This window comes from Rhodococcus sp. MEB032, assembly GCF_030208925.1.
Taxonomy (GTDB): domain Bacteria; phylum Actinomycetota; class Actinomycetes; order Mycobacteriales; family Mycobacteriaceae; genus Rhodococcus_F; species Rhodococcus_F qingshengii.
The window spans coordinates 122993-149352 of sequence record NZ_JARVSY010000034.1 but is presented as its reverse complement, the minus strand read 5'-3'; the positions used below and the strand labels follow the sequence as shown (position 1 = coordinate 149352).

24 protein-coding genes are annotated in these 26360 nt (G+C 63.4%); 14 read left to right on the top strand and 10 right to left on the bottom strand.

Annotated elements, in window-relative coordinates; genetic code table 11:
* Nucleotides 1-9: 9 nt before the first annotated feature.
* The gene (locus QRN54_RS28060) at nucleotides 10-2292 is read left to right on the top strand and encodes a carbon starvation CstA family protein (RefSeq protein WP_007726338.1); all 2283 of its coding nucleotides are present in this window, start codon (nucleotides 10-12) and stop codon (nucleotides 2290-2292) included.
* 2 nt (nucleotides 2293-2294) lie between these two features.
* Nucleotides 2295-2504 (top strand): YbdD/YjiX family protein, encoded by a 210-nt coding sequence (locus tag QRN54_RS28055; RefSeq protein ID WP_003945213.1) that lies wholly within the window; start codon nucleotides 2295-2297, stop codon nucleotides 2502-2504.
* 6 nt (nucleotides 2505-2510) lie between these two features.
* Here the strand turns inward: QRN54_RS28055 and QRN54_RS28050 are convergent, their stop codons facing one another.
* Nucleotides 2511-2915, bottom strand: a complete 405-nt coding sequence (locus QRN54_RS28050) for a hypothetical protein (protein ID WP_003945253.1) — start codon at nucleotides 2913-2915, stop codon at nucleotides 2511-2513.
* 152 nt (nucleotides 2916-3067) lie between these two features.
* On the opposite strand from QRN54_RS28050, the gene QRN54_RS28045 reads away from it, so the two are divergent.
* Complete coding sequence (locus QRN54_RS28045) at nucleotides 3068-4261, top strand: AI-2E family transporter (protein WP_003945249.1); 1194 nt, start codon at nucleotides 3068-3070, stop codon at nucleotides 4259-4261.
* On the opposite strand, the gene QRN54_RS28040 is transcribed toward QRN54_RS28045, so the two are convergent.
* Complete coding sequence (locus QRN54_RS28040) at nucleotides 4262-7240, bottom strand: AAA family ATPase (protein ID WP_285183530.1); 2979 nt, start codon at nucleotides 7238-7240, stop codon at nucleotides 4262-4264. It abuts the gene before it with no gap.
* On the bottom strand, nucleotides 7237-8412 hold the full coding sequence (locus QRN54_RS28035; protein ID WP_285183529.1) for an exonuclease SbcCD subunit D: 1176 nt from the start codon (nucleotides 8410-8412) through the stop codon (nucleotides 7237-7239). Before QRN54_RS28035 ends, QRN54_RS28040 begins: the two co-directional genes overlap by 4 nt.
* Before the next feature lie 217 nt (nucleotides 8413-8629).
* Between QRN54_RS28035 and QRN54_RS28030 the strand changes: the two genes are divergently transcribed.
* Complete coding sequence (locus QRN54_RS28030) at nucleotides 8630-9586, top strand: DUF6542 domain-containing protein (protein ID WP_285183528.1); 957 nt, start codon at nucleotides 8630-8632, stop codon at nucleotides 9584-9586.
* A gap of 71 nt (nucleotides 9587-9657) precedes the next feature.
* Here the strand turns inward: QRN54_RS28030 and QRN54_RS28025 are convergent, their stop codons facing one another.
* The gene (locus tag QRN54_RS28025) at nucleotides 9658-10671 is read right to left on the bottom strand and encodes a 4-hydroxy-3-methylbut-2-enyl diphosphate reductase (RefSeq protein WP_003945273.1); all 1014 of its coding nucleotides are present in this window, start codon (nucleotides 10669-10671) and stop codon (nucleotides 9658-9660) included.
* A gap of 153 nt (nucleotides 10672-10824) precedes the next feature.
* Between QRN54_RS28025 and QRN54_RS28020 the strand changes: the two genes are divergently transcribed.
* The 3 genes from QRN54_RS28020 to QRN54_RS28010 are packed head-to-tail and all read left to right on the top strand — an operon-like array spanning nucleotide 10825 to nucleotide 12901.
* The gene (locus QRN54_RS28020; RefSeq protein ID WP_141751485.1) at nucleotides 10825-11424 is read left to right on the top strand and encodes a lipid droplet-associated protein; all 600 of its coding nucleotides are present in this window, start codon (nucleotides 10825-10827) and stop codon (nucleotides 11422-11424) included.
* Entirely contained in the window at nucleotides 11421-12686 is a 1266-nt protein-coding gene (gene xseA / locus QRN54_RS28015) for an exodeoxyribonuclease VII large subunit (protein ID WP_003945258.1), read from the top strand. The genes QRN54_RS28020 and xseA overlap by 4 nt, the downstream gene beginning before the upstream one ends.
* A complete protein-coding gene (locus QRN54_RS28010) occupies nucleotides 12683-12901 on the top strand; it encodes an exodeoxyribonuclease VII small subunit (RefSeq protein WP_003945276.1) in 219 nt (72 codons plus the stop codon). The genes xseA and QRN54_RS28010 overlap by 4 nt, the downstream gene beginning before the upstream one ends.
* 21 nt (nucleotides 12902-12922) lie before the next feature.
* Here QRN54_RS28010 and QRN54_RS28005 read toward each other — a convergent pair whose 3' ends face one another.
* Entirely contained in the window at nucleotides 12923-13492 is a 570-nt protein-coding gene (locus tag QRN54_RS28005; protein WP_003945206.1) for a DUF4245 domain-containing protein, read from the bottom strand.
* A gap of 180 nt (nucleotides 13493-13672) precedes the next feature.
* On the opposite strand from QRN54_RS28005, the gene glpX reads away from it, so the two are divergent.
* Nucleotides 13673-14707: a class II fructose-bisphosphatase gene (glpX, locus tag QRN54_RS28000; protein ID WP_003945202.1), complete on the top strand. Its 1035-nt coding sequence runs from the start codon at nucleotides 13673-13675 to the stop codon at nucleotides 14705-14707.
* Nucleotides 14708-14808: 101 nt separating this feature from the next.
* Nucleotides 14809-16212 carry a class II fumarate hydratase gene (locus QRN54_RS27995; protein WP_003945220.1) on the top strand — a complete coding sequence of 468 codons (1404 nt, stop codon included), beginning with the start codon at nucleotides 14809-14811 and terminating at the stop codon, nucleotides 16210-16212.
* Nucleotides 16213-16261: 49 nt separating this feature from the next.
* Here QRN54_RS27995 and QRN54_RS27990 read toward each other — a convergent pair whose 3' ends face one another.
* Nucleotides 16262-16759, bottom strand: a complete 498-nt coding sequence (locus QRN54_RS27990) for an NAD(P)-binding domain-containing protein (RefSeq protein WP_285183527.1) — start codon at nucleotides 16757-16759, stop codon at nucleotides 16262-16264.
* Between the two features lie 59 nt (nucleotides 16760-16818).
* Complete coding sequence (locus tag QRN54_RS27985; protein ID WP_116058061.1) at nucleotides 16819-17274, bottom strand: nitroreductase family deazaflavin-dependent oxidoreductase; 456 nt, start codon at nucleotides 17272-17274, stop codon at nucleotides 16819-16821.
* A 340-nt stretch (nucleotides 17275-17614) separates the two neighbouring features.
* Here QRN54_RS27985 and QRN54_RS27980 point away from each other — a divergent pair, with 340 nt between their 5' ends.
* From QRN54_RS27980 to QRN54_RS27960, 5 genes are all read left to right on the top strand, one after another.
* Nucleotides 17615-18181 carry a TetR/AcrR family transcriptional regulator gene (locus tag QRN54_RS27980; protein WP_003945239.1) on the top strand — a complete coding sequence of 189 codons (567 nt, stop codon included), beginning with the start codon at nucleotides 17615-17617 and terminating at the stop codon, nucleotides 18179-18181.
* A 97-nt stretch (nucleotides 18182-18278) separates the two neighbouring features.
* Nucleotides 18279-19850 carry an MFS transporter gene (locus QRN54_RS27975; RefSeq protein WP_070162415.1) on the top strand — a complete coding sequence of 524 codons (1572 nt, stop codon included), beginning with the start codon at nucleotides 18279-18281 and terminating at the stop codon, nucleotides 19848-19850.
* A 97-nt stretch (nucleotides 19851-19947) separates the two neighbouring features.
* Nucleotides 19948-21561 (top strand): serine hydrolase, encoded by a 1614-nt coding sequence (locus QRN54_RS27970; RefSeq protein ID WP_285183525.1) that lies wholly within the window; start codon nucleotides 19948-19950, stop codon nucleotides 21559-21561.
* Nucleotides 21562-21578: 17 nt separating this feature from the next.
* Nucleotides 21579-22004 carry a limonene-1,2-epoxide hydrolase family protein gene (locus QRN54_RS27965; protein WP_007726363.1) on the top strand — a complete coding sequence of 142 codons (426 nt, stop codon included), beginning with the start codon at nucleotides 21579-21581 and terminating at the stop codon, nucleotides 22002-22004.
* A 30-nt stretch (nucleotides 22005-22034) separates the two neighbouring features.
* Nucleotides 22035-22439, top strand: coding sequence for a carboxymuconolactone decarboxylase family protein (locus QRN54_RS27960; RefSeq protein ID WP_221741713.1), 405 nt, complete (start codon nucleotides 22035-22037; stop codon nucleotides 22437-22439).
* 60 nt (nucleotides 22440-22499) lie between these two features.
* Here QRN54_RS27960 and phoH2 read toward each other — a convergent pair whose 3' ends face one another.
* From phoH2 to QRN54_RS27945, 3 genes are all read right to left on the bottom strand, one after another.
* Entirely contained in the window at nucleotides 22500-23867 is a 1368-nt protein-coding gene (gene phoH2, locus QRN54_RS27955; protein WP_099698614.1) for an RNA 5'-3' helicase PhoH2, read from the bottom strand.
* A 275-nt stretch (nucleotides 23868-24142) separates the two neighbouring features.
* Nucleotides 24143-24859 carry a helix-turn-helix transcriptional regulator gene (locus tag QRN54_RS27950; protein WP_081558179.1) on the bottom strand — a complete coding sequence of 239 codons (717 nt, stop codon included), beginning with the start codon at nucleotides 24857-24859 and terminating at the stop codon, nucleotides 24143-24145.
* Between the two features lie 26 nt (nucleotides 24860-24885).
* Nucleotides 24886-26319 carry an amidase gene (locus tag QRN54_RS27945; protein ID WP_234551757.1) on the bottom strand — a complete coding sequence of 478 codons (1434 nt, stop codon included), beginning with the start codon at nucleotides 26317-26319 and terminating at the stop codon, nucleotides 24886-24888.
* Nucleotides 26320-26360: the final 41 nt, after the last annotated feature.

The window sequence follows — 26360 nt, the reverse complement described above, 5'->3', positions numbered from 1 at the left end:
AGTTCGACGATGAGCTTGACGACTGCGCCGGAACCAAATGTCGAGTACCTGAAAACCGATCCTGACCTGCCACCTGTCGGCGTCATCGACAAAACACCCATCTCCACGACTGCGCGCGTCGTCTTCCTTGTTCTCGGACTGGTCGGCGCGGGCGCCTGGTACATGATTGCGATCGTCCGCGGTGAACACATCAGTGCCGTCTGGTTCGTGTTGGCCGCAATTTGCACTTATCTGATTGCCTACCGCTTCTATGCGCGGTTGATCGAACGCAAGATCGTCAAACCCCGCGACGACGTCGCCACTCCCGCCGAGATCATGGAGAACGGCGCCGACTACATGCCGACCGATCGTCGGGTGCTGTTCGGTCACCACTTCGCGGCAATCGCCGGTGCCGGTCCCCTGGTCGGACCCGTCCTGGCCGCGCAGATGGGATACCTACCGGGAACGATCTGGATCATCGTCGGCGTCGTGTTCGCCGGGGCGGTGCAGGACTTCATGGTCCTGTGGATCTCGTCGAAGCGCCGCGGGCGCAGCCTCGGTCAGATGGCCCGCGAAGAACTCGGCCTCGTCGGCGGCGTCGCCGCACTGATCGGCGTGTTCGTCATCATGATCATCCTCATCGCGGTGCTCGGACTTGTGGTCGTCAATGCGCTCGCCGAGTCCCCGTGGGGAGTGTTCTCGATCGCGATGACCATCCCCATCGCGCTGTTCATGGGCGTGTACCTGCGGTATCTGCGGCCGGGCAAGGTTTCCGAGGTCTCCCTGATCGGCGTCGTCCTGCTTCTCCTTGCCATCGTCTCCGGCGGATGGGTTGCCGATACCGGTTGGGGCGCAGACTGGTTCACACTCTCGAAGGTCACCATCGCGTGGCTGATGATCGCGTACGGATTCGCCGCATCGGTGCTGCCGGTCTGGCTGCTCCTGGCACCGCGCGACTACCTGTCGACGTTCATGAAGGTCGGCACCATCGCGCTGCTGGCCATCGGAATTCTGGTCGCACGACCCGCGCTGAACATGCCGGCAGTGACGCCGTTCGCCTCCAACGGCGAAGGCCCGGCCTTTGCCGGTTCACTGTTCCCGTTCCTGTTCATCACCATTGCCTGTGGCGCACTCTCGGGCTTCCACGCACTGATCGCGTCCGGTACGACGCCAAAGCTGCTCGAGAAGGAAAGCCAGACCAAGATGATCGGGTACGGCGGCATGCTGACCGAATCGTTTGTCGCGATCATGGCTCTGGTCACCGCCTGCATCCTCGATCAGCACCTGTACTTCGCACTCAACGCTCCCGCGGCACTGACCGGTGGAACACCGGAAACCGCAGCCGAATACGTCAACAATCTGCCCCTCGGCACTGCCCCCATCACACCGGACGTGCTGACTCAGGCAGCCGAGGCCGTCGGCGAAGAATCGATCATCTCGCGAACCGGCGGCGCCCCGACGCTCGCGTTCGGAATGTCCGAAGTACTCAGCGACGTCTTCGGCGGCGACTCGCTGAAATCGTTCTGGTACCACTTCGCGATCATGTTCGAGGCGCTCTTCATCCTCACCACGATCGATGCCGGCACCCGCGTCGCTCGATTCATGCTCTCCGACTCGCTCGGCAACTTCGGCGGTCCGGCAAAGAAGTTCAAGGACCCGTCGTGGCGCATCGGCGCGTGGCTGTGCTCGCTGATCGTCGTCGCTGCCTGGGGCGCGATTCTGCTCATGGGTGTCACCGATCCGCTGGGCGGAATCAACACACTCTTCCCGCTCTTCGGCATCGCCAACCAGCTACTCGCCGCGATCGCGCTGACGGTGGTCATGACGATCGTCATGAAGAAGGGCTTGTTCAAATGGGCCTGGATTCCCGGCGTGCCGCTGGTGTGGGACCTGGTCGTAACCATGACCGCGTCGTACCAGAAGATCTTCTCCGACAACCCCGCGATCGGTTACTGGGCTCAGCACAACGTGTTCAAGGACGCGAAGGCTGCCGGCGAGACGGCGCACGGTTCCGCGAAGACTCCGGAGGCCATCGATGCCGTCATTCGCAACACCTTCATCCAGGGCACGTTGTCGATCATCTTCGCGTCACTGGTGATCGTCGTGGTCATCGCCGGGATCATCGTATGTGCCAAGGCAATCCGAGCGGGCGGGCTGCCGACCACCGAGTCCCCGGAAGAACCGTCGAAAATCTTCGGACCCGCCAGCTTCATTCCGACGCCCGCGGAGAAGGAAATCCAGAAAGAATGGGACGAGCTGATCAAAGCCGGGAAAGTCCGGGCGCCCGGCGCCGCACACGGAGGTGGGCACTGACCATGACGACGGCGACCATGACGGCAAAACTCACCACAGCGTTCCGCGGAACGCTGTGGTGGGTTCGCTCGGTGATGGGTGATCTCGACTATCAGCGCTACGTCGAGCACACCCGACGCCACCACGCCGACTCACCGGTAATCAGCGAACGAGAGTTCTGGCGCCGCCGTCACGCAGCAGCCGACGCCAACCCAGGCGCCCGCTGCTGCTGAATCCGGTCAGGGGCAGGTGGCCTTCGCGAGTTCGTAAATGTGGCCGGCCTGCTCGTCGGTGGGCTTGTTGCCGTTGTTCTCGGCCAGGTCGGTGATCTTGGTCTTGACCTCCGCCTCGTCCGTGCCGTTGGCGACCTCGGTACACGTGGTCGTCAAGATCTCCTCGATGTCTGCATCGTCGCGGTTCTCCGCCAACGGTGCGTAAGCCCCACGGAACGTGGCGACGAACAGCGCCGTCTTGCCCTGATCGATGGCGTTGCCCGCTGACTGTTTCGCCGTCTCGAGCGCCTGTTGCCCGCTCGTGACTGCCTCGCTGATCTTGTTCTGCGCGTTGTCCTGATCCTCGGTGCTACACGCGGTGAGCCCGAGAACGACGATTGCTGCTGCCCCGACTGCTGCTGCGATTCTCATGACGGAAATGTTAGTCCGATCAGCATGCTTCAAAACACAGTATTGCAGCGCAACACACGAGTTATCGCATGCAGTCGTTACGATCAGCTCAGCTAGATCACCGGATTCGCACATCGGCGAGGAGATCCCTGCGCCGACGGAAAGGACGATCAGTGAGCGAGCAAGACAAGGGGACGTCCGCAGGGGTGCGCAAGCGCGACCGCGGCGAGATCATCGGGCAAGGGGGTATGTGGCTCGCAAAATGGTCGTTGGTGTTGGCGTCGATTTCGCTGGGCGCCTGGATTTTCGGCTGGCTGATCGAAAAGCTCTGGGTCATCATCCTGCCGGTGGCTCTGGCTATCGTTGTTGCGACAGTCATGTGGCCGCCGACCCGCGGCATGATCAAGCGCGGGATGCCACCGGCCGCGGCAGCCGGCATCACCCTGGTGCTCTCGATCGGAATCCTGGCCGGTGTGATCGCCGGCATCGTTCCGTCAGTGGTCAGCCAGGCCCCCGAGCTCGCGAACAAGACCACCGAGGGCATCAACCAGGTTCAGGACTGGCTCCAGGGTCCGCCGCTGAACCTGAAGGACGACCAGATCGACAACGCCGTCCATGCCGTCATCACCAAGGTGCAGGAAAGTGGAACCGCCATCGCTTCAGGCGTTTTCAGCGGCGTGAGCACAGCGAGCTCGTTGTTGGTCACGCTCGGTTTGGTCCTGATTCTCGCTTTCTTCTTCATCAAGGACGGACCGAGGTTCATCCCCTGGCTCCACGCTGTCGGCGGCGGCCGTGCCGGTCGGCATCTCGAAGAGGTCCTCACCCGCATGTGGGACACGCTCGGCGGATTCATCAGGACACAAGCACTGGTGAGTCTGATCGACGCGGTCTTCATCGGCGCCGGATTGCTGATACTCGGGGTCCCGCTGGCACCGGTGCTGGCAATTCTCACGTTCATCGGTGGCTTCATCCCGATCGTCGGTGCGTTTGTCGCCGGCGCCCTGGCCGTGTTGGTTGCGCTGGTGGCCAACGGTCTCACCACCGCCATCATCGTGTTGATCATCATCCTGGCCGTTCAGCAGATCGAAGGAAACGTCCTTCAGCCTGTGCTGCAGAGCAAGTCGATGAAACTCCACGCCGTCATCGTGCTGCTTGCCGTGGCCGCCGGTAGCTCGCTGTACGGCATCGTCGGCGCCTTCCTCGCAGTGCCCGTCGCCGCTGTGGCAGCAGTTGTCATCCGGTACATCGGCGAGCAGATCGACGAACGCGCAAGCGACAACGAGCCGATGCCCGCCGGCGATGCGTCGGACATCCTCGAGGATCAAGACGACGACGCCGAGTCAGAGGTAGAGAACAAAAAGGCCTGATCAGCCCGCGATCACCTTCACCGAGGAGCCTGCACGTCCGCGAATGACGTGCAGGCGACTCGGGATTCGCTGCCTCATCTCGTCCACGTGACTGACGATGCCCACCACTCGTCCACCGTCGCGAAGCTCGTCCAACACAGCCATCACCGAGTCGAGGGTGTCGGCGTCGAGAGTGCCGAATCCTTCGTCGATGAACATCGTGTCGAGAACGATTCCGCCGGACTCCGCCGCAACCACATCGGCAAGTCCGAGGGCCAAAGACAACGACGCCAAGAATGATTCACCGCCCGAGAGCGTCTTCGCCGAGCGAACGACACCCGTGAAGTCGTCCCGGATGTCGAGCCCCAGACCGCCGCGGCGACCCCGAGAACCTGCCTCGTCACTGTGCACGAACTCGTATCTGCCCCCGGACATCCGCTGCAGCCGAACCGATGCCGACACGGCGATCTCTTCCAACCGCGACGCGAGTACATAAGCCCTCAGCGACATCTTGCGACTGTTCTGCCCTTTACCGGCGATCACGTCGGCAAGCGCCGCGAGTTCGTCGTGCAGTTCCCGCTCAGGTGCAACCGCTTCGTATGCCTTCTCGAGTTGTCCGCTGAACCGTTCGAGATCCGACACACGGTTCTCGGCCAGGGAAGCAGCTGCAACAGCCGAGTTCACCACCTCGGCGCACTGAAGAGCACGCTCGCGAGGACCGTCGACGTCGACTGTCTCGACTTCGCTCACCGCAACGACCTCGGGGTCGTCGAGGACCGTCCGAGCGGCCACCTCGAGGTCGCGTGCTTTGGCGAGTTCCGTTTCGATCGCCGCGATTCGGGCCGGCGATCTCACCCCTTCGATCGCAGCCTCGACCGAATCGAATCCAGCAGCGGCCGCCGCAGCGGCCAGTTTGGTCGACAGTTCCGCCGATCGCGCCTGCGCACGAACGGCGTCGTCACGCATCTCAGACGCCGCCGAGGCAGCGGAGGCAAGCCTTTCGAACCACGAGCGCCGAGCAGCGATGGTCGAATCTTCTCCCACCGCAGCGACGATCGCCGCTCGAATCTGCTCGACCGTGGCCGACAGAGTCGTCGTACGCTCGGTCAGTGCCGCCAATTCGGCCGTCAGAGAAGCGGATTCCTGTTGCAGCTCGCCGTCACGCTCGTTGAGATGCCCGAGCTTGTCGGCCAACCCTCCAACCTGACCGGCAGAGTGGGTCGCCTCGTCAACGGCGTTCCGAGCCGCGGCGCGGAGCCTGTCGAGTTCTGCGACGTCGCCGTCCCCGCCGCGGGCGATCACCCGGTCGATGTCACGGTCGACGGTTACCTGGCGGTCGACTACCTTGCTCAGGGCTTTCTCGGCCGCACGCTCGGCTGCGGACGCGACTTCCAGATCGGGCTCGGTGACCGTCACGACATCAGACTGCGCCGGCGCAGGGTGTTCACGCGAACCACACACCTGGCATGGGTCACCGGGCGCGAGTGAACTCGCCAACTCCGCCGCCATGCCCTCGATACGCTTCTGCACGAGGTCGAGCCAGCGCCCGCGAGCACTCTGATGGGCGTCGCGCGCATCCAACACCTGCACACGAATCTTCTCGGCTTGCGCACGCAGAGAGACGAATTCATGAGCCGCTGCCGCAGCATCCGATGCTTTGGCCAGTGCAGCTTCGAGGCCGGGCAGAGTGGCATGCGCGCGTTGCGCATCGTCCAATCTTTGGCCGGCCGAGCGCACCAGTTCCGGTAGTTGAGTTCGTTCAACCGCGATGGCATCCATGCGCTCGGACAGGGCGTCTCGCCGAACTCCGAGTTTCTCGATCTCGGCTTCCGCCGCATCGGCTCTGCGAGCGTCCTCCGCCATCGCGTCGAGACGAACGATCTCGTCACGCCAGGTCCGGATCCGAGCTACGACGCGTTGACGCTCGTCGTCGGTGGGTGGCCACACCTCCGGCACAAAAATCTCCGGACCGTCCGTTGCGGAGTAGGTCGACATCGCTGCGGTCATCGATTCGAGTGCGGCAGCGAGGTGCAAGCCGGCAGCGTCCACATCGCCGGCGACAGCGGCCACCGGCAGTGCGCGCTTGGCGGTCTCGAGTTCAGCGCCGATCACAGCTCTTTGGGCGGCGCCCGTATTGAATGCTGCGAGTTCAGCGGTCGCACGATTACGGCGAGCGACCAGATCTGCGGTTCGCTGCGCCGCCGACAGAACCCGATTAGCCTCGGCTGCTGCATCTTTCGCGGTCACCAGCTCCGCAAGACTTGCATCGCGGGTGTCCTGAGCCTCGGCGAGGAGTTTGCGCGACCATTCCAGTGGGTGTGCCTCGGCGCCTACCTCGAGTCCCGCAGCTGTCTCGACCTTCGCGAGCAGCAGCCGCACGGATTGCTCCCTGGCCGCGAGCGCGGTCGCACTTGCCTTTCGCTTGGCGTCGAACCATGCCTCGACGGAGACAAAACGTTTGGTGTCGAACAGACGCTCGAGCAGTTTGCCTCGCTCGTCACTCTCGGCACGCAGGAATTTGGCGAACTCACCCTGCGGCAAGAGCACCACCTGGAAGAACTGATCAGCGCTCATGCCCATGAGGCGGTTGATCTCGTCACCGATGTCAGGGATGCGCGAAAGATTCTCGCCGCGGCCGTCCAACCACGTCAGTGTGGCCTTTGCATTCTCTGTGATCGAACCGGTGCCACGCTTCTTCGGGCGCGAATACTCTGGACTACGAACAAGTTTGATTCTGCGACCACTGATGGTCGCTTCGAGTTCCACGCGCGGCACCGAACCGGCGGGCGCGTGATCGGACAGTAGCCGTTTGCCCTCGTTGCGCGCACCCGGCACCCGCCCGTACAGGGCGAACGCAACCGCGTCGAGGATCGTGGTCTTGCCTGCCCCGGTGTCACCGTGCAGAAGGAACAGCCCGTCTGCACCCAAACGGTCGAAGTCGACTTCGACAGTGTCGGCAAAGGGCCCGAAAGAGCTGACTTCGAGTTTGTGCAGCCTCACGCGGTTTCACTCAGTTCTACCGTGGACTCCTCGGCGCGCGCGGCAGCGCTGAGCGCTTCGGCCATCAACGTGACCTCCCGCTCGGACGGGTCACTACGCACGGCCGAGACAAAGCCACGGGCGATCTCCATGTCGGTTCGACCCCGTACCGCGTCGCGATACTTGAGATCCGATTGTCCTTCCGGCCTTTGCCATTCGAGGTGAACGGCAAAGGGGAAACGTGCCTGGAGCTGCCTCATGGCATCGACGGGACGAACCGGGTCGGTGAGCAAAGCGGAGACGTAGCACTGCTCGGAATCGGCGTACTTCGACTCGGTGAGAAGATCCTCGAGAGTTCCCGTCACCTGGCTCAGCCCTCGAATCACCGGAAGATCGAGGCGCTGCACCGACGACAGACCGGCTGCGTCGAGTTCGATCAAAAGCGCAGCCTTGCGGTGGCTGCGCTCACCGAACGAATACGGCAACGGTGAACCTGAGTACCGCACACTCTCCGAGAGCATCTGCGGAGAATGCAGGTGTCCGAGGGCGACATAGTCGACGCCGTCGAATTCGCCCACTGCGACGGTCTCCACTCCGCCGACCGAAATGGAGCGTTCCGATTCAGACGCCTCACCGCCCACGACGAAGGCATGCGCGAGCAGTACCGACCGAGTCAACGGATCGGTAGCTGTTCGTTCGGCGAGGTCTCGCCGAACACGCGACATGGCCGCTCCGAGGATGTCGGAATGAGTACGAGCCCGGGGCACGTCCAACTCGACGCGCGTGATCTCCGGCTCGAGATACGGAATCCCGTAAAAGGCGACGGGCCCGAACTGATCGCTCAGCATCACCGGAGTACCGATCTGGCCGACTCGGGTGATCAAGTGCAAGCCGCCGGCAGCGGCAAAGGATGCCCCGGCTCCGAGCCGCACCGCGGAATCGTGATTGCCGGAAGTCGCGACGATGACCGCCCCCGCCGCCCGGATTGCCTCGAAGCCTCGATTGCACACGGTGACCGCGTCGGAACTGGGAATCGAGCGGTCGTAGATGTCCCCCGGCACGACCACGACGTCGACGCCGTGTTCGCGGACGGAATCTGCGATGGAACCGAGCACACTCGCCTGATCGGCCAGCAGATCGACGCCGTGAAAGGTGCGACCTATATGCCAATCGGAGGTGTGCAGAATCTTCATGAATCCGACGGTAGAGCAGCCCACCGACACCGCCGATCTCCCACGCTGACGGCTTCGTCGGTGTGCCCCAACCCACGAGCGTCCGGTGACCCTGCACACAATCCGTCCGGTTCGTTTGGCGAAGAACCCGAAACCATCGCGCCATCGCGTCGATAAATGCGCCAGCCACGACCCGCACAAACACGGCCGACAACGCAAGAACCGCTAATGTCGTTATGTGTCTGCAACCCAACGTGCTCGCTCCGGGGTACCGCTGGACAAGCGATCGCTCATCGTGACCGTCCCCGGCCTGCCCTGGTGGGGAGTGATCCTGCTTGCTGCCGGTGTGACCGCCGTCGGCGTACTGATCGATGCCACCGGAGGCGGCGGAGAGCTCACCGCGGTGTTCTCGACGTTCTACTTCCTGGGCTGTCTCTTCGCTGTGGTTGCCGCTTCGAACAAAGCACTCTTCACCGCGATGGCCCAACCGCCGTTGCTGCTCTTCGCTGCGGTGCCGATCGGGCACACGCTCATCGGCAAGGACAACAGCACCGCGCTGCGCGATATCGCGATCAACATCGCGTACCCGTTGGTCAACCGCTTTCCGATCATGTTGGCCGCAACCGTGGTCGTGCTGATCATCGGTGGCTTCCGATACTTCCTGCTCAATCAGCGCCCCACCGGGCCCGCGCGCTCGACCCGCTCCCGCCGCTCGGCGGCCACCACTCGTGACTCCTCTGCGGCTGCCACGCGAGAACAACCCGCACCCGAGACCGGGCGTCGCCGCAGAGTCTCGGACGCGCCCGTCCCCGGGCCGCCGCGTCGCCGCGCCCCCGAGGTGGACGAGCAGCCCGCCTACCGAAGCACCCCCAGGCGCGAGTCAATCCAGGACGAGCGTCCGCTGCCGCCTCGGAGAAGCCCTCAGCCACCCAGGGTCGATCGCACGCACCAACCGCCTACGCGTCGCCCCCAGCCCGACAGTCGGCCCGTGGCAGACGACGACTACCCGTCGTACGGTCGCCGCCGGGCGCCCGAGCCCACTCCGTCGCCCAGACGTGAGGAGCGGATGGAGCCCTTCTTCGCTTCGGGGGACGACGTATCGCCGCCGCTGCCCCCTCGCCGCCGCCCACCCGGAGTCGATCTTCCGGCGTATCCGCCGCCGCGAGTTCGGTACCGCGATCGCGAAGAGCCCTGACAGACGCGCCCGGTAGTACAAAAAAAATGCGGGGCACCTTCCAGATGGAAGGTGCCCCGCATTTTCGTGTTTCAGGACGTGCGCGCTGCTCGCAATTCACGGGGAAGGGCGAACACCAGAGTCTCGTTGGCAGTGGTGACGGGTTGAACGTCGTTGTATCCGTGCTCGGCAAGGAGTTCGATCACGCCGCGCACGAGCACTTCGGGTACCGATGCGCCTGACGTGATGCCGACTGTCTGGACACCCTCGAGCCACGCGAGATCGACCTCACGGGCGTAGTCGACCAGGTACGACGCGGCAGCGCCCGCCCCGAGCGCGACCTCGACCAGGCGAACCGAGTTGGACGAGTTCCGCGAACCCACCACGATCACGAGATCGCACTCGGGAGCCATCGCCTTGACCGCGACCTGACGGTTCTGCGTGGCGTAGCAGATGTCGTCGGACGGCGGGTCCTGCAGATTGGGGAAGCGCTCACGCAGGCGCGCGACGGTCTGCATCGTCTCGTCGACGCTCAGTGTGGTCTGGGAAAGCCAGATGACCTTCGACTCGTCACGAACCGTGACCGCGTCGACCGAATCCGGGCCGTCGACGATGGTGACGTGATCGGGAGCCTCACCTGCGGTGCCCTCGACCTCTTCGTGGCCTTCGTGGCCGATGAGCAGAATGTCGTAATCGTCGCGGGCGAATCGCTTTGCTTCCTGGTGCACCTTCGTGACCAGGGGGCACGTTGCGTCGATCGTGCGCAGGTTCCGCTCGGCAGCCGAGTCGTGGACGGCCGGCGACACACCGTGCGCCGAGAACACGAGCAACGATCCCTCGGGAACCTCGTCGGTTTCGTCGACGAAGATCACGCCCTGATCTTCGAGCGTCTCGACGACGTGGCGATTGTGGACGATCTCCTTACGCACGTAGATGGGTGCGCCGTGCTTCTCGAGGGCCTTCTCGACGGTCTCGACCGCGCGGTCGACGCCGGCGCAGTAGCCGCGAGGCTCGGCGAGGAGCACGCGCTTGGCGCTGCCCTTGCGGGTGGACGGCGAATCAGCCGAGTGCGCGATACCGAGATTGAGAGGAACAGCCGAAGACATGTGACCAGCCTACTGGCACCTCGAACGTGAGACACTCCGGCAAACGTGAACACCTCGGTTTCGGGCTCCGACCGAAGGTTCCGAAGTAAACGAGTACGGCCGTCACAGGCAAGTCGGCTACCGATTGTCGGAGCTTTGCGGCAAGCTGTGGGAATGATCCGACCACCGTTCGTGGCGCGCGTTGCCGCGGGACTCGCCGTCACCGCGATGGAAGAGGCAAAGAAGCTGCCCACCACCGCCGTCGCCCTGCCGATGACCGCCGTGAGCCAGATGCTGCAGACAAGCATGCGCGTGCAGCAGTCGATCACCTCGTTGGCCATCAAGGGCGATCAGGCATTTGCACTGATCAACTGGTCTTCCGAGGACGAACAGCCCGAGTGGGCGGTCTTCGACGAAGACGTCGACGCGCCTGCTGACCCGACGTCTTCCACCGGATCGACCACCGCTGACACCCCGACCAACGCCGGTCGCTTCGCGCTCTACTCGCTCGAGCCGACGGCCCCCATCGAGGAACCCGCACCCGTCGCCGAGTCCGAATCCATGGCAGCTACGACGGACGGACCTGCCGAAGAGCCCGAGATCGTCACCGAACTCGACTACCCCAACCTCACACTCGCACAGCTCCGTGCGCGCATCCGGACGCTCAGCATCGACGAGCTGACCGCAGTCCTGGACTACGAGAATGCGACGCTCGCTCGCGCACCGTTCCAGACCATGCTCACCAACCGCATCACCACAGCCAAGGCAAAGTGACTTCCGCAACGCCCCCCGCTTCATCGCAGCGATCGTCCGGCGCCAGCAGCGCTGAGCAGCCGTGGCCGGTCCGCACGGTTTCCGCCAAGGTCGCCGGCTGGATCGATCGGCTCGGCAGTATCTGGGTCGAAGGTCAGATCACCCAGATCAATGCACGCCCCGGCACCCGAACGGCCTTTCTCGTCCTGCGTGATCCGTCGGCAGACATGTCGCTGTCGATCACGTGCTCACCGCAGTTGTTGCACAACTCCCCGGTGCCGTTAACGGAGGGCTCGCGAGTCGTGATGTTCGGCAAGCTCTCGTTCTACACCGGACGCGGAACGGTGTCGTTGCGTGTCACCGAGATTCGCGCCGTGGGTATCGGTGAGCTGCTTGCCCGCATCGAGAGACTGCGCGCCTTGCTCGCCGCCGAGGGCTTGTTCGATCCGCGGCTCAAACGGCCGCTTCCGTTTCTGCCCGGCACGATCGGCCTGATCACGGGCCGAGCCAGTGCGGCCGAGAAGGATGTCGTCTCAGTCGCCCATCGTCGTTGGCCAGCAGTTGCCATCGCAGTGCGTAACACCGCGGTTCAGGGCCCGACTGCTGTTCCCCAGATCATCGAAGCGCTGAAGGAACTCGACGCCAACCCGGTAGTCGACGTCATCATCCTCGCTCGCGGCGGCGGTAGCGTCGAGGATCTCCTGCCGTTCTCCGACGAAGCGCTGTGCCGCGCCATCGTGGCCTGCACGACGCCCATCGTCAGTGCCATCGGACACGAGCCGGACAGCCCGCTCAGTGACCACGTCGCCGACCTGCGCGCAGCCACACCCACGGACGCGGCCAAGCGCGTCGTACCCGACGCGGTTGCGGAAGCTGCCCTGGTTGCGGATCTGCGTGACCGCAGCGCGGCGGCACTGCGCAGCTGGGTCAAGCGTGAGTCTCATCTGATCGAACAGTTGCGCACTCGACCGGTCATGGCATCGCCGCTGCTCGCGGTGGACCGTCGCGCCGAGGAGGTCGAAAGGCTCCAAGCCGCCGGACGACGCGATGTGACTCGGTTGATCGACTCCGAGTCCCGAACGATCGAGCATCTGCGCGCCCGGCTCACCACGCTGGGCCCCGCCGCGACGCTGGCCCGCGGATACGCAGTCGTGCAACGTGTTGTCGCCGACGGCGATCCGGAGGTTCTGCGCTCGGTCGAGGACGCGCCACCCGGTACCCAGATTCGAGTTCGACTTGCAGACGGCGCCGTTCGCGCCGCAGTGATGGGAAGAGAAAAATGAGCAACGCCACCGACACCGACATCAACGAACTCGGCTACGAGGCAGCCCGGGACGAACTGGTGAGCGTCGTGAAGATTCTCGAACAGGGCGGTCTGGACCTCGACGCGTCACTCTCACTGTGGGAGCGAGGCGAAGCGTTGGCCAAGCGCTGTGAAGAGCACTTGGCCGGCGCGAGGGCCCGCGTCGAAAAGGCTCTGGCCGAAGCGGACGAGTAGCGTCCGCTCCGACCGCAAATCCTATGGCGTGATCGGCTGCGCTGCGCCGACCTTCTCGGCAAGAATCCGGAACTCTTCCGGCGTCGCCGCGCCCGTGAGCAACAGGCGAACATCCCCGACGTCCGTGACCCAGATCGACTCGACACCTTCGCCGCCGAAGACGTTCCACGTATCGGCACCGACGGTCTCGACTCCGGTCGCGAATCGCTGTCCACCGGCAACATGTGACACCAACGGGAATTCCTCGGCGTTGCTCTGTGTCAGCTGGATGTAGCGACCACTGGTCGTGATGAATCCCACAGTGCTCGAATCTCCGCCGCCGTCGCCGGAGATGATCTTGCGACTGCCGGAGTTCGGAGTCCACCCGTCCGGAACACCGGGATTACGAATGGGAAATCCGAGTTCCTTCGCGTCGTAGTTCAGAGCTGCGTCCACGTCTACGCTCGGGATAGGCCCCTGCGTCGGGCCGCCAGGACTGAACGTGCACTGGCTGGCGATGCCCGCAATGATGATGCAGAACAGCACCAACGGTACGAGAGACCAGACCATGTCTTTGTTGTCTTCGAGAATGCGGGGTTTCTTCGATGCCACACCCCCAGTATCCAGGTACTCCGCAGTAGATACGATTCCCGGTCCCCCTTGAGCGAGACAAAACGTCTCTGCGGCGACCCGACAGCGCACGTAGCCGCTCCCATCTGGGACAATGACGCCTGAAGAAACCACTGCGTCGACACACCCCGTCGACCGCGACCGCGCCAGGAGGCACCGCACATGACGGCCAGCAGCACTCATCGTGAGACCCCGGACCGTAACCTCGCACTCGAATTGGTCCGAGTCACCGAAGCCGGTGCTATGGCTGCCGGCCGCTGGGTAGGCCGCGGCGACAAGGAAGGCGGCGACGGAGCAGCCGTCGACGCCATGCGTCAGCTCGTCTCCTCAGTCTCGATGCGCGGCATCGTCGTCATCGGTGAAGGCGAGAAGGACGAAGCGCCGATGCTGTTCAACGGCGAAGAGGTCGGAAACGGCGACGGCCCCGACTGTGACTTCGCCGTCGACCCGGTCGACGGCACCACCTTGATGTCCAAGGGCATGCCCAACGCGATCTCTGTTCTGGCTGTTGCCGAGCGCGGCGCGATGTTCGATCCGTCGGCCGTGTTCTACATGGAGAAGATCGCTGTCGGGCCGGATGCCGCAGATGTCATCGACATCAGCGCACCGATCGCCGAGAACATCAAGCGCGTGGCCAAGGTCAAGAAGGCGTCGGTCTCCGACATCACGATCTGCATCCTGGACCGCCCGCGTCACAACCAGCTGATCCAGGACGTTCGCGACACCGGCGCTCGTATCCGTCTGATCTCCGACGGTGACGTTGCCGGCGCGATCGCCGCAGCGCGTCCGGAGTCCGGCACCGACATGCTCGTGGGCATCGGCGGAACGCCAGAGGGCATCATCGCCGCAGCAGCCATGCGCTGCATGGGTGGATCGTTGCAGGGCAAGCTGGCCCCCACCGACGACGAAGAGCGTCAGAAGGCCATCGACGCTGGTCACGATCTCGATCGGATCCTGTCCACCGAAGATCTCGTCTCGGGCGAGAACGTCTTCTTCTGCGCCACCGGCGTCACCGACGGTGACCTCCTGCGCGGCGTCCGCTACTACGGCGGCGGCGCCAGCACGCAGTCCATCGTGATGCGTAGCAAGTCCGGCACCGTTCGCATGATCGACGCGTACCACCGTCTCGAGAAGCTGCGCGAGTACAGCTCCGTCGACTTCGACGGCGAAGAGGGCGCGGTTCCCCCGACGTTCTGATGGGCTCCGCCCCGTGAGTGGTTAGGGAGTCCCTGCACTCCTTAACCGCTCACGGGGGACGTAGTCCCCTACCCGCTCTCGAAAAGTGGCAATGTGGAGCCATGACGGAGAGCAACGATCAACAGTTCCGAATCGAACACGACACCATGGGCGAAGTTCGGGTGCCCATCGACGCACTGTGGCGAGCACAGACCCAGCGTGCAGTCGAGAACTTCCCGATCAGCGGGCGCCCGCTCGAGCGCACCCAGATCCGCGCAATGGGCCTGCTGAAAGCAGCGTGTGCGCAGGTCAACAAGGACCTCGGACTCCTCGACGCGGACAAGGCCGACGCAATCATCGCCGCCGCGAACGAGATCGCCGAAGGCAAGCACGACGATCAGTTCCCCATCGACGTCTTCCAGACCGGCTCGGGAACCAGTTCGAACATGAACGCCAACGAGGTCATCGCATCCATCGCGAAGGCCGCCGGTGTGGACGTACATCCCAATGATCACGTCAACATGTCGCAGTCCTCCAACGACACCTTCCCCACCGCCACGCATGTCGCAGCTACCGAAGCAGCGGTCACCGATCTTGTTCCGGCACTGGAACATCTGCATGCTGCGCTTGCCACGAAGGCGACCGAGTGGAAGACCGTCGTCAAATCCGGACGCACCCATCTGATGGACGCTGTGCCGGTCACGCTCGGTCAGGAGTTCGGCGGCTACGCACGTCAGATCGAGGCCGGCATCGAGCGCGTCAACGCAACACTCCCCCGCCTCGGCGAGCTGCCGATCGGCGGAACAGCAGTCGGCACCGGTCTCAATGCTCCGGATGGATTCGGCCCCAAAGTTGTTGCCGAACTGGTCAAGTCGACCGGTGTCGACGCGCTGACTCCGGCGAAGAACAGCTTCGAAGCGCAGGCCGCGCGTGACGGACTGGTCGAGGCATCGGGCGCGCTGCGGACCATCGCCGTCTCACTGACGAAGATTGCCAACGACATTCGGTGGATGGGATCGGGTCCGCTGACCGGGCTCGGCGAGATCGCACTCCCCGATCTGCAGCCGGGTAGCTCGATCATGCCCGGAAAGGTGAACCCGGTCCTGCCCGAGGCAACCACTCAGGTTGCGGCTCAGGTGATCGGAAACGACGCCGCCATCGCGTGGGGTGGCGCAGCCGGAGCTTTCGAACTCAACGTCTACATCCCGGTCATGGCTCGCAACCTGCTGGAGTCGTTCACCTTGCTGGCCAACGTCTCTCGACTGTTCGCCGACAAGTGCGTGAGCGGACTGGTCGCGCACGAGGAGCACCTCAAGACACTCGCCGAATCTTCGCCGTCGATCGTGACGCCCCTCAACTCGGCAATCGGTTACGAGGAAGCCGCAGCCGTCGCGAAGCAGGCACTCAAGGAGAAGAAGACGATCCGTCAGGTCGTCATCGAGCGCGGACTCGTCCCGGACAAGCTGAGCGAGGAAGAACTCGACAAGCGTCTCGACGTTCTGGCGATGGCGAAGGTCAAGGACTGAACAAACAACAGAGTGGCGGTTTCCACTTCGGAAACCGCCACTCTTTTCCCTACACCGTAGTGGTTGCCCGCCACTCGTCGGTGCGATCGGGGCTCGCCTCGGCCAATGCTTTCAGCGTCGCTTCGCGATCGAAATCCTTGCCGTACACGGGAGTTCCCGGCTGCTGACGCCAGGAATCGTCGATCGTTCCCGCATCGACGGGATCGAAGCCCAACTGATTGATCAGATTGGTCTCGATGACCGGGGCACCTGCGACCGCACCGCTGAGAATCCCCGCCGGTAGATCAACCACGTTCTTCTGCGGAATGCTCACGATGACCAGCTCGGCACCCTCGGCGGCCTCGGTGCTGCGGACTGCCTTCGCACCCGTCTCGGCTTCCAGTTCTGCAAGCGTGTCCGGGGTCCGCGAGTTCGAGACGCGCACGTCGTGACCGAGCGCAGCGAGCCTACGTGTGAGCGTGCCACCGATCTGACCGGCTCCGATGATTCCGATGCGCATGATCCTGCTCCTTCGTCGTGTGGAGTGGCGATCGCGCCACCGCTGCATTCGTCAACGACGAGAACGCACCGGGTCATTCCGCACCGGCCATTTCAACTCCCGTTGATTCAATCGGTTGACGAATCGAGTGCGAGTTTGATGCGAACACTGACCGGGTCGGTCTGCAATCCGCGAAAGGCAGAGGCCGTCAGCGCCGATCTGATCTTCCCCGACGCAAATGTCTTCACCCGCGCCGGCACGTCGTCGTCCGGCATGATCTGGGCCTGTCCGGCCACCCACTCGCCGCGGCGACGGATCCGAACCTTCGGCGTCGCAGAGATATTGGCACCCCACCCCGCGCCGGTGCCATGCTGCGCAATGACCCACGCCTCGTCACCGTCGTAGGTGATCGCAACGGGCACTCGGCGGGTCAGACCGGTTCGGCGTCCAACCGTCTCGATCTCGGTCATCAACGACGGCATCAAACCGATCCGATTCAATCCGGTGACCAGCGGATTGGCGAAATACTTCCCGACTGCGACTTCGATTCTTCGTTTTCGTGCAACTGACGTCGGTACCGGCATGTCGTTTCCTCTCCTCCGAAGCTGGTGCTCGAAGCAACAGCTCTATACCGCACGATATAACCACTGTTCGGGGAGTTTTGCCACCAAGAATCTTCGTCGATACCCACCACCTGCACACAACACTTGACTGTGTCTGTCGGTTACATCTAGTCTCAGATTCGTTCCTATACCGATCGACATACTGGGAGGCAGTGATGAACACACCTCGAGACGCCTCGTTGCCATGACCGGCCCGCAGACGCGTTGTCCGATCGCCGCAGCGCGTCGCAAGTGGGGAGTACCAAGAGAATCAGCGGCACCAGATGATTCGAACAGCACTGCGATTGCATACGATGGCGGGATGGCCGACTCCGATTCCCGCACTCTGATGCTGGTCGGCGCCATCAATGCCTTCCGTGAACACGGGATCGCGACGACCTCGCTCACCGAGATCGTCGAACGCTCGGGAGCTCCCCGCGGGTCGGTGTACCACTACTTTCCCGAGGGCAAAGGACAGCTGGCCGGCGAAGCAGTTGCCTACTTCGGCCGGGGCGTCAGTGCCGCCATCAGTTCGATGATCGCTCAGTCTTCCCCACCGGAGATCATCGACGCGGTTGTCACGATATTTCGAAACAGCTTGGTAGAGAGCGATTTCACCTCCTCCTGTCCGGTCGCAGCCGCGGCAGTGGAGGGCGCGTCGACGCCGGCGGCATTAACTGCTGCGGGCGAATCCTTCACCTCGTGGGAATCGCTTCTCACATCGTTCTTCTGGCAGCAGGGACAGCCGTCCGAGACTGCAGCACAGTGGGCAACCGTCGTGATCGCGTCAATCGAAGGCGCAACCCTGATGGCAAAAGCTCAGCACACCACGGCGCCTCTCGATCGCATCGGCGCTCACCTCAAGGCTCTGGTCTCGGCCCCGAGCTGACCAACCCTCTTTCTTCCAACCGCTGCTGCCGTCCGCGCAGGAGCAGAGATGGCGTACAAACATGTCTCACACACTTGCACCGGCGCCCTCGGCGCCCATGATGACCAAGTCCCGTCGATTCACTGCGCTGATCTTCATCTGCCTCGCCGAACTCCTTGTCGTGCTGGACAACACAGTGGTCAACGTCGCACTGCCGACGATGAGCGTCGACTTGTTCGCCAGCGTCAGCGACCTGCAATGGATCGTCGACGCGTACACGTTGACCTTCGCCGGGTTCCTACTCACTTTCGGCCACCTGGGTGACCGCTTCGGACGCCGCCGAGTGATGATCATCGGCTTGATCGGCGTCGGTGCGATGTCGCTCGTCGGCGCCTTGGCTTCCAACCTCGAACAGGTGATCATGGCGCGAGCCGCCATGGGTGTCTTTGCCGCAGCGGTCTTTCCGGCTACATTGGCCATGATCACCAACATCTTCACCGACGCCAGAGAACGAGCCATCGCCATCGCGGCCTGGACCGCAATGGCCGGCTTCGCGATTGCCATCGGCCCGACTGCGGGCGGCTGGCTTCTCGAGCACTTCTCCTGGCACTCGGTGTTCTGGATGAACGTTCCGGCAGCATTGTTGGTCATCGTGGGTGTGCTGCTGGTTGTTCCGGAATCGAAGGCGCTCCACGTCGGCCGATTCGATTTCGTCGGAACAATCTTGTCGCTACTGGGCATCGTCATTCTGGTGTGGACCATCATCGACGCACCACATCGCGGATGGGTGTCGACATTCAGCATCACGGGATACCTCTCTGCGACAGTGTTTTTGGCCGCATTCGTCGCATGGGAACTGCGCACCGACGCGCCGATCCTGAACATGAATCTCTTCCGAATCCGGCGGTTTTCTTTCCCCGCCTTGGCTATTGCTGTCAGCTACTTCAGCATGTTCGGATTCTTGTTCCTGATCACGCAGTACTTCCAGGGCGTTCGGGAGTACTCGCCGCTCGAATTCGGCATCCACTCTTTGCCTTTCGCTGCAGCTGTCGCCGTGGGCGCCCCAGTCGCCACCTTGGCGGCACAGAAACTCGGCACGACCGCAGTGATGGTGTTCGGCCTCCTGGTACTCAGCGGCGGGATGTTCCTGGCGGGTCGGACGACCGTCGAGACGCCCTACCTCGGACCCGTCGTGATCTCGATGGTTCTCATGGGTCTGGGCCTCGCAATTGTCCAGGGACCGGCGACCGACTCCATCATGTCCTCGGTACCCCTCGACGAAGCGGGCGCAGGTTCGGCAGTCAACGACACGACGCGTGAGCTCGGCGGGACCCTGGGCGTCGCCGTCATCGGTTCGATCGTCGCCTCGTACTACACGTCCAAGGTGGCTCCGATCGTCGACGCCATTCCCGACGCCGTGATGTCGGCGCAGGAGAAAGGCTTCGCTCGTGAGTCCGTGCTCAGCGTCATCGAAATCCGCTCCCGCGACATCAGTCCGCTCTTCGAGCAGCAGAAGGACAGTCTGATCTACACGATGAAGACCGCATGCCTGGAAGGCTTCGCCATCGCGTCGTACTTCACGGTCGGAGCAGCATTGATCACCGCTCTGCTGGTCGCGTTGTTGCTCCCTTGGAAGCCGGTCACGGAAGGCTCCATTCTCGGCAGTCTGACAACCAAGACCCCGAAGTAGCTACAAGGTTTCCCGATTTGTCCCAATATCAGCCCGCCGTTCCCCGATACTGGATTGACCGAGTGGTACCGACGACAACCCTGCTAGGGAGAATCTCGTGTCCATCACCAGTAGAAACAGCCCGCGACTGTCGGCAGCGGCGGTTCCGGTAGTACTGACGGTCGCCCTGCTCGCCGGATGCTCGTCCGATTCAGACACCACCTCGGCGCCCGGGCCGGTCGTCAGCGACGCCAGCCCGGGTCTCGACGCCGGGGTGCCGATCCCGGACGGGCAAATCGACGACGCGGTCGGGAAGCTCGACGGCCTCGCGAACGACCTCATGGCAAGTTCCGGTGTTCCCGGCATGGCGGTGGCCGTGGTGCACGGAGGTAAGACTGTGTACGCAAAGGGATTCGGGGTTCGCGAGTTGGGTAAGAGCGCCACCGTCGATGCCGACACCGTGTTCCAACTGGCATCGGTGTCGAAATCGGTCGGGGCCACGGTGGTCGCCCACGAAGTCGGAATCGGGACCGTCGACTGGGACACTCCGGTGATCTCGAAACTGCCGGGGTTTGCGCTTGCCGATCCGTGGGTGACCGACCACCTCACGATCTCCGATCTCTACACGCATCGGTCGGGGTTACCGGACCACGCCGGCGACGGGCTGGAGGACCTGGGCTACAACCGGGCCCAGGTGCTCGAAAAACTTCGCCAACTTCCGCTCAATCCATTCCGAATCACATACGAGTACACGAACTTCGGCGTCACTGCCGGTGCGGAGGCCGTTGCAGCCGCGGCGGGCACCGATTGGGAAACGCTGTCGCAGAACACGATCTACGGTCCGCTCGGTATGACTTCGACGTCTTCGCGGTTCGCCGATTACCAAGCCCGAGAAAATCGAACAGTCGGCCACATCCTCGAAGACGGAAAGTACAAGGTAGGGCCGGTTCGGGACGCCGACGCCCAATCCCCCGCCGGTGGAGTCAGCTCCTCGGTGAACGACATGGCCAAGTGGTTGGACATGGTGCTGTCGGGCGGCCGGTATCAGGGGCAGCAGGTCGTTCAGACGGAGGCGCTCGTGCCAGCAGTCAACCCGGAAATCGTCTCGCGCCATGCGCAGGAAATCGGGGAACGTTCCGGCTTCTACGGCTACGGGTTCAACGTTTCCGACAGCGCGGCAGGCCGTGTGACCGCCAGCCACTCCGGCGCCTTCCTGCTCGGTGCCGGGACCAATTTCGTCACGATTCCCTCCGCTGACGTCGGCATAGTCGTTCTGACCAACGGCACGCCCACCGGCGTCGCAGAGACCTTGACCGCCGAATTCGCCGATCTGGTGCAGTTCGGGAAGATCACCCGCGAGTGGCGCCCGCTGTACGAAGCGTCCTTTGCCTCACAAGCCGACCCTGAGGGCGAACTTGCCGGGAAGACGCCGCCGGCCTCCCCCGCTCCCGCGCCACCGACAGACCAATTGACCGGCGACTACGGCAATCCGTACTGGGGTCCCGCGCTCGTGACGCAGCAGAACGGTGCGCTGACCTTGACCATGGGTCCCGCGGCCGCGACGTACCCTCTGACCCACTGGGACGGAAACACCTTCACGTTCCCGCTCAGCGGCGAGAACGCACCGGCCGGGACGGTCTCGAAGGCCACCTTCGACGGAAACTCGCTAACCTTGGAGTACTTCGATCACGATCATCTCGGTACCTTCATCCGGGCAACACCGGCCGAATAATCAGCCAAGGACACCCCATGAGTAGTTCGACAGCCACGGTGAACGCAATGTTCGCGGCCCTCACCGATTTCGACGTGGACGCCGCAGCCGAATTGATGACAGACGACATCGTCTGGCAGAACGTCTCGCTCCCCACCCTGCGAGGCAAGAAGACCGTCGTGCGAGCGCTTCGTCTGGTCACCAAGCCTTCACTGAAATTCGAGGCGGAGATGCACCACATCGTCGGCGACGAGTCCACGGTGCTCACCGAACGCACCGACATCCTCACTGTCGGACCGTTGCGCATCGAGTTCTGGGTATGCGGAACTTTCGAACTGCGCGACGGCAAGGTCTGCGTCTGGCGGGACTACTTCAGTCTGCGAGACGTCGCGTGGGGCGTGGTGACCGCGGTCGGCCGCGCAGTCGTCGGGACCGGGACACGAAGTAGGCTTGCTCCGGCCTGAAATCACCTGCCGAAAGCGAGCGAACCTGCCATGTCCGAAAACACCACGCCTGACTCCTTCGACGCCGGATTGGCTGTGCGCACCGAAGTCATGGGGACCGATTTCGTCGACGCCGCCTTCGAGCGCACTCGGGGAACGGACAGCGAAGAACTGCAGAACTTCGTGACGGCCAACGTCTGGGGTTCGGTATGGACGCGTCCCGGACTCGATCGCCGCAGTCGCAGTCTGATCAATCTGGGGATGCTGATCGCGCTGCGCGCCGAGAACGAACTCAAAGGCCACGTACGTGGGGCATTGCGAAACGGCTTGACGCGCACCGAGATCGTCGAAACCGTGATCCACGCGAGCGCGTATTGCGGCGCTCCGGCCGGACTGGCGGCGATGCGTGTCGTGCAGGAAGTTCTCGACAACGAACTGGGACCGCTGCAAAACTGAACAACTTCAAACCCAGGCATCTCCCCGTGCAGACCGAAGTCCGCACGGGGAGATCACTTCTCAGGAAGTGGGGCCGAACTCCTCGAGCATGTCGGTCACCAACTCGGCGATCGGCGAACGCTCACTGCGCGTGAGTGTGATGTGCGCAAAAAGCGGGTGCCCCTTGAGCTTTTCGATGACGGCCGCAACTCCGTCGTGCCTGCCCACTCGCAGGTTGTCACGCTGCGCGACGTCGTGCGTGAGGACCACTCGCGAGCCGGTTCCCAGACGAGAAAGCACTGTCAGCAGAACATTTCGTTCGAGCGACTGCGCTTCGTCGACGATCACGAACGAATCGTGCAGCGACCGACCGCGAATATGCGTCAGCGGCAACACTTCCAGCATTCCGCGGGCGAGAACCTCCTCGAGAACCTCTGGCGAGGCCAACCCGTCGAGAGTGTCGAAAACGGCCTGAGCCCACGGGCCCATCTTCTCGCTCTCACTACCAGGAAGGTAGCCGAGTTCTTGTCCGCCAACGGCATACAACGGACGGAAGACGACAACCTTGCGCTGAGTGCGGCGTTCGAGAACGGCTTCCAAACCTGCTGTCAGAGCCAAGGCCGACTTACCGGTGCCCGCCTTACCACCGAGAGAGATGATGCCGATGCTCTCGTCCATGAGGAGATCGAGCGCAATGCGCTGCTCGGCGGAGCGGCCGTGCAACCCGAACGCCTCGCGCTCACCGCGCACCAACTGGATGCGCTTGTCGGGAGTCACCCGACCGAGGGCGCTCGACGAACCACCGAGCAGGCGAAGACCCGTGTGACACGGCAGATCTCGCGCTTCGTCGAGGTCCAGGTAACCCTCGTTGAACAGCTCGTCGATGTCCGTCGAGGCGACGTCCAGCTCGGTCATGCCCGTCCATCCGGATGGCACGACGTCGTGAGCGTGGTACTCGTCGGCAGGTAGTCCCACCGCGCCTGCCTTCACACGAAGCGGAATGTCCTTACTGACGAGGACTACGTCCTTGCCCTCCGCCGCAAGGTTCAGCGCGCACGCCAGAATCCTCGAATCGTTACTGTCCGTGCGGAATCCGACGGGTAAGACCGCAGGGTCGGTGTGATTGAGTTCGACCTGCAGTGTCCCGTTCTCGGTGCCGATCGGTACCGGACGGTCGAGGCGGCTGTATTCGATCCGGAGATCGTCGAGCATGCGGAGCGATTCTCGGGCGAACCATCCCAGTTCGTGGTGGTGCCGTTTGCCTTCGAGTTCGCTGATCACGACGAGTGGCAGTACCACGTGGTGTTCGGCGAATCGAGTGACAGCCCATGGATCGGACAGTAGTACCGAGGTATCCAAGACGTACGTGCGAAGTGCATCTCCCGAATGATTCCCGGCTGATTGATCAGCCCGGGCCGAGTGGGCAGAGACGGAGCGTGATGCAGTCACGTTGGGCTCCTAGGTCTGCGCGGCACCCGCGCAAACTCAGCTCGCTGGGCCGGACGGCTCTGGTGTCAGGTGACGCTGTGTCAGCTGAAACAAGGGCCGGGCGCCGGCCCTCTCGTACTGAGTGTTTCAGTCACGATCAGAACCTCCCGCACAAGTAACTTCTGGTTACTCGTTACTGCCGACGGTACTGCGGATCGGACACTCGCGCCACGGAACGAGCCGCACATCTGGTGAACGCCAGGTAACAAAATGCCACTCGTGTGATTCAGCGTCACTCAGGACTCGATCAGACCCCACTTGGCGGCGCGCACCGCTGCCTGAACCCGCGAATTGGTTCCGGTCTTGACGAAGATGTTCTCGAGATGGGTGGCGACGGTGCGACGGCTGACGAACAACTCCTCGGCGATCTCGACATTGCCCGCGCCCCTGGCCACCAATTGCAGTACTTGAATCTCCCGTGGGCTCAGATGGACACGATCGAGCGCCACCTGGTCCCCCACGACGCGCGAGCAGGCTGCGCTGGACGCCGCCACCACCTCCCGTACGCGATCGACGACGCCGGAATCCGCGAAGCTCATGTGCAGCAATCCGGTCACCTCACGGCCGGAGAACCCCAATGCGACCGAGGCACCCTCGGCGTACCCGGACGGCCGCAGAACATCGGTGACCATCTCGACCTGCTCGAATCGTGGCACGTCCTGCCAGAACACGGGCACGCCCGAAGCCTCGCGAATGATGCCGAAGAGATTGCGATCGGCGACGAAGTCGTCGAGCAGGAACTCGAGCACCCTGTCGTCGTATCCGGAACTCGCCAGAGCCCGATGCCTTCCGCTCGACGGGTCTCGGTACGTGACAGCCGCAGCCGAGTACGCGAGTCCACGTGCGCGGAGTTCTTCGGCGCACAGGCCGAGAATGCCGTACGCCCCGGCCGCCGGCGATCGCGGCGCGAACATGTCAGGTCCAGCGCCGCGATCAGGCAGTACAGACGTCATCACACCAATCTAACCAATCGTGTGAGCTAGGCCACGACCAGTGAATCGGCCGGCTTCTTGTCCGCCCACGGACGTGCCGCTTCGAAGTTCGCGGCAGTCCGCAGGACCAGTGCGTCCCGGCGGTGACGTGCGGCGATCTGCAGCCCCACCGGTCGACCGTCGGCGGTGAATCCGGCGGGCACGGTGATCGCCGGATTGTTGAGCATGTTGTACGGGTAGGTGAAGAGCCAATCGAGCAACTGCTCACGCAGCGACGCACCCTCGAGCCACGACGGCGCGAACTGACTGAGCGGGAACGTGGCCGAAGCCAAGGTCGGCGAGACCAACACGTCGTAGTCGTTCATGAACGCGGTCCACGTGTCCCACATGACGCCGCGGAATGCGTCGGCCCGCCCGACGTCGACACCGGTGAGCCGCTCGGCCTCGTGCATGATCTCGATCAGGTTGTCGTCGACCTCGCCGCGCTGGTTCTCCCAGTCGAGCAAGTCGTATTCGGAAGCGAAACCGGGAACCCAGATGCCGTTCCACATCGACTCCGACGGATTTCCCCACTGCGGGGTCGCCTCGGTGATCCGGGCACCCAATTCCTCGAATGCCGACAACGCGTCGAGACACACCGCCAGCACCTCCGGATCAACATGGCCGAGACCGAGATTCGTCGACCACGCGACGCGAAGCCCCTTCACGTCACCCTTCGCCGCTTCGACGTACGAGGTCTCCGCACGCTCGATCGAGAGCGGATCCGCATTGTCCGGCCCGGCCATGATGTCGAGCATGAGCGCGTTGTCGGCGACGGTCCTGGTGATCGGACCGTGGTACGCCCAGTTGTAGAACCGCCCGGCCAGAATGGTCTGCGGAATGACGCCGGTGGTCGGTTTGAGCCCGACGACCCCGCAGAGTGCCGACGGGATACGCACCGATCCGGCGCCGTCACTGCCCTCGGCAAGTGGCCCGAGGCCTGCAGCCACGGCAGCCGACGCACCGCCGCTGGACCCGCCCGCGCTGTTGCCGAGCTTCCACGGGTTGTGCGTCGGCCCGTACAGGTGGTTGTCCGTGCCACCGTAGTAACCACTTTCGGGAGTGTTCGTCTTTCCCAGGAACAGTCCGCCGGCGCCTCGCAGCCTGTCCACGACGACGGCATTTCCCGTCGCGATGTTGTCGGCCATCGGCTTCATCCCGAACGTGGTCGGCAGCCCGTCGACTGCCGTCAGATCTTTGATCGTGAACGGAACGCCGTGCAGCGGGCCGAGCTTCTCGCCCGCTTCCTGTTGCCGTGAGAGTTCGGCCGCATCGCGCGTCACCTGCTCGCGATCGAACTGCACTATCGCGTTGATCGACGGATTGACGGCGTCGACGCGCTGGATCATCGCTTCGGCAATCTCGTTGGGCGAGAGACTGTTCGACGCGACCGACGCCGCCATCTCGGTAGCGGAGAGCCAATGCAGATTCTGTTCGGTCATGGGGTTTCCTTCGCCGGAGGGGTGATGCTCTCAGGCTAGGA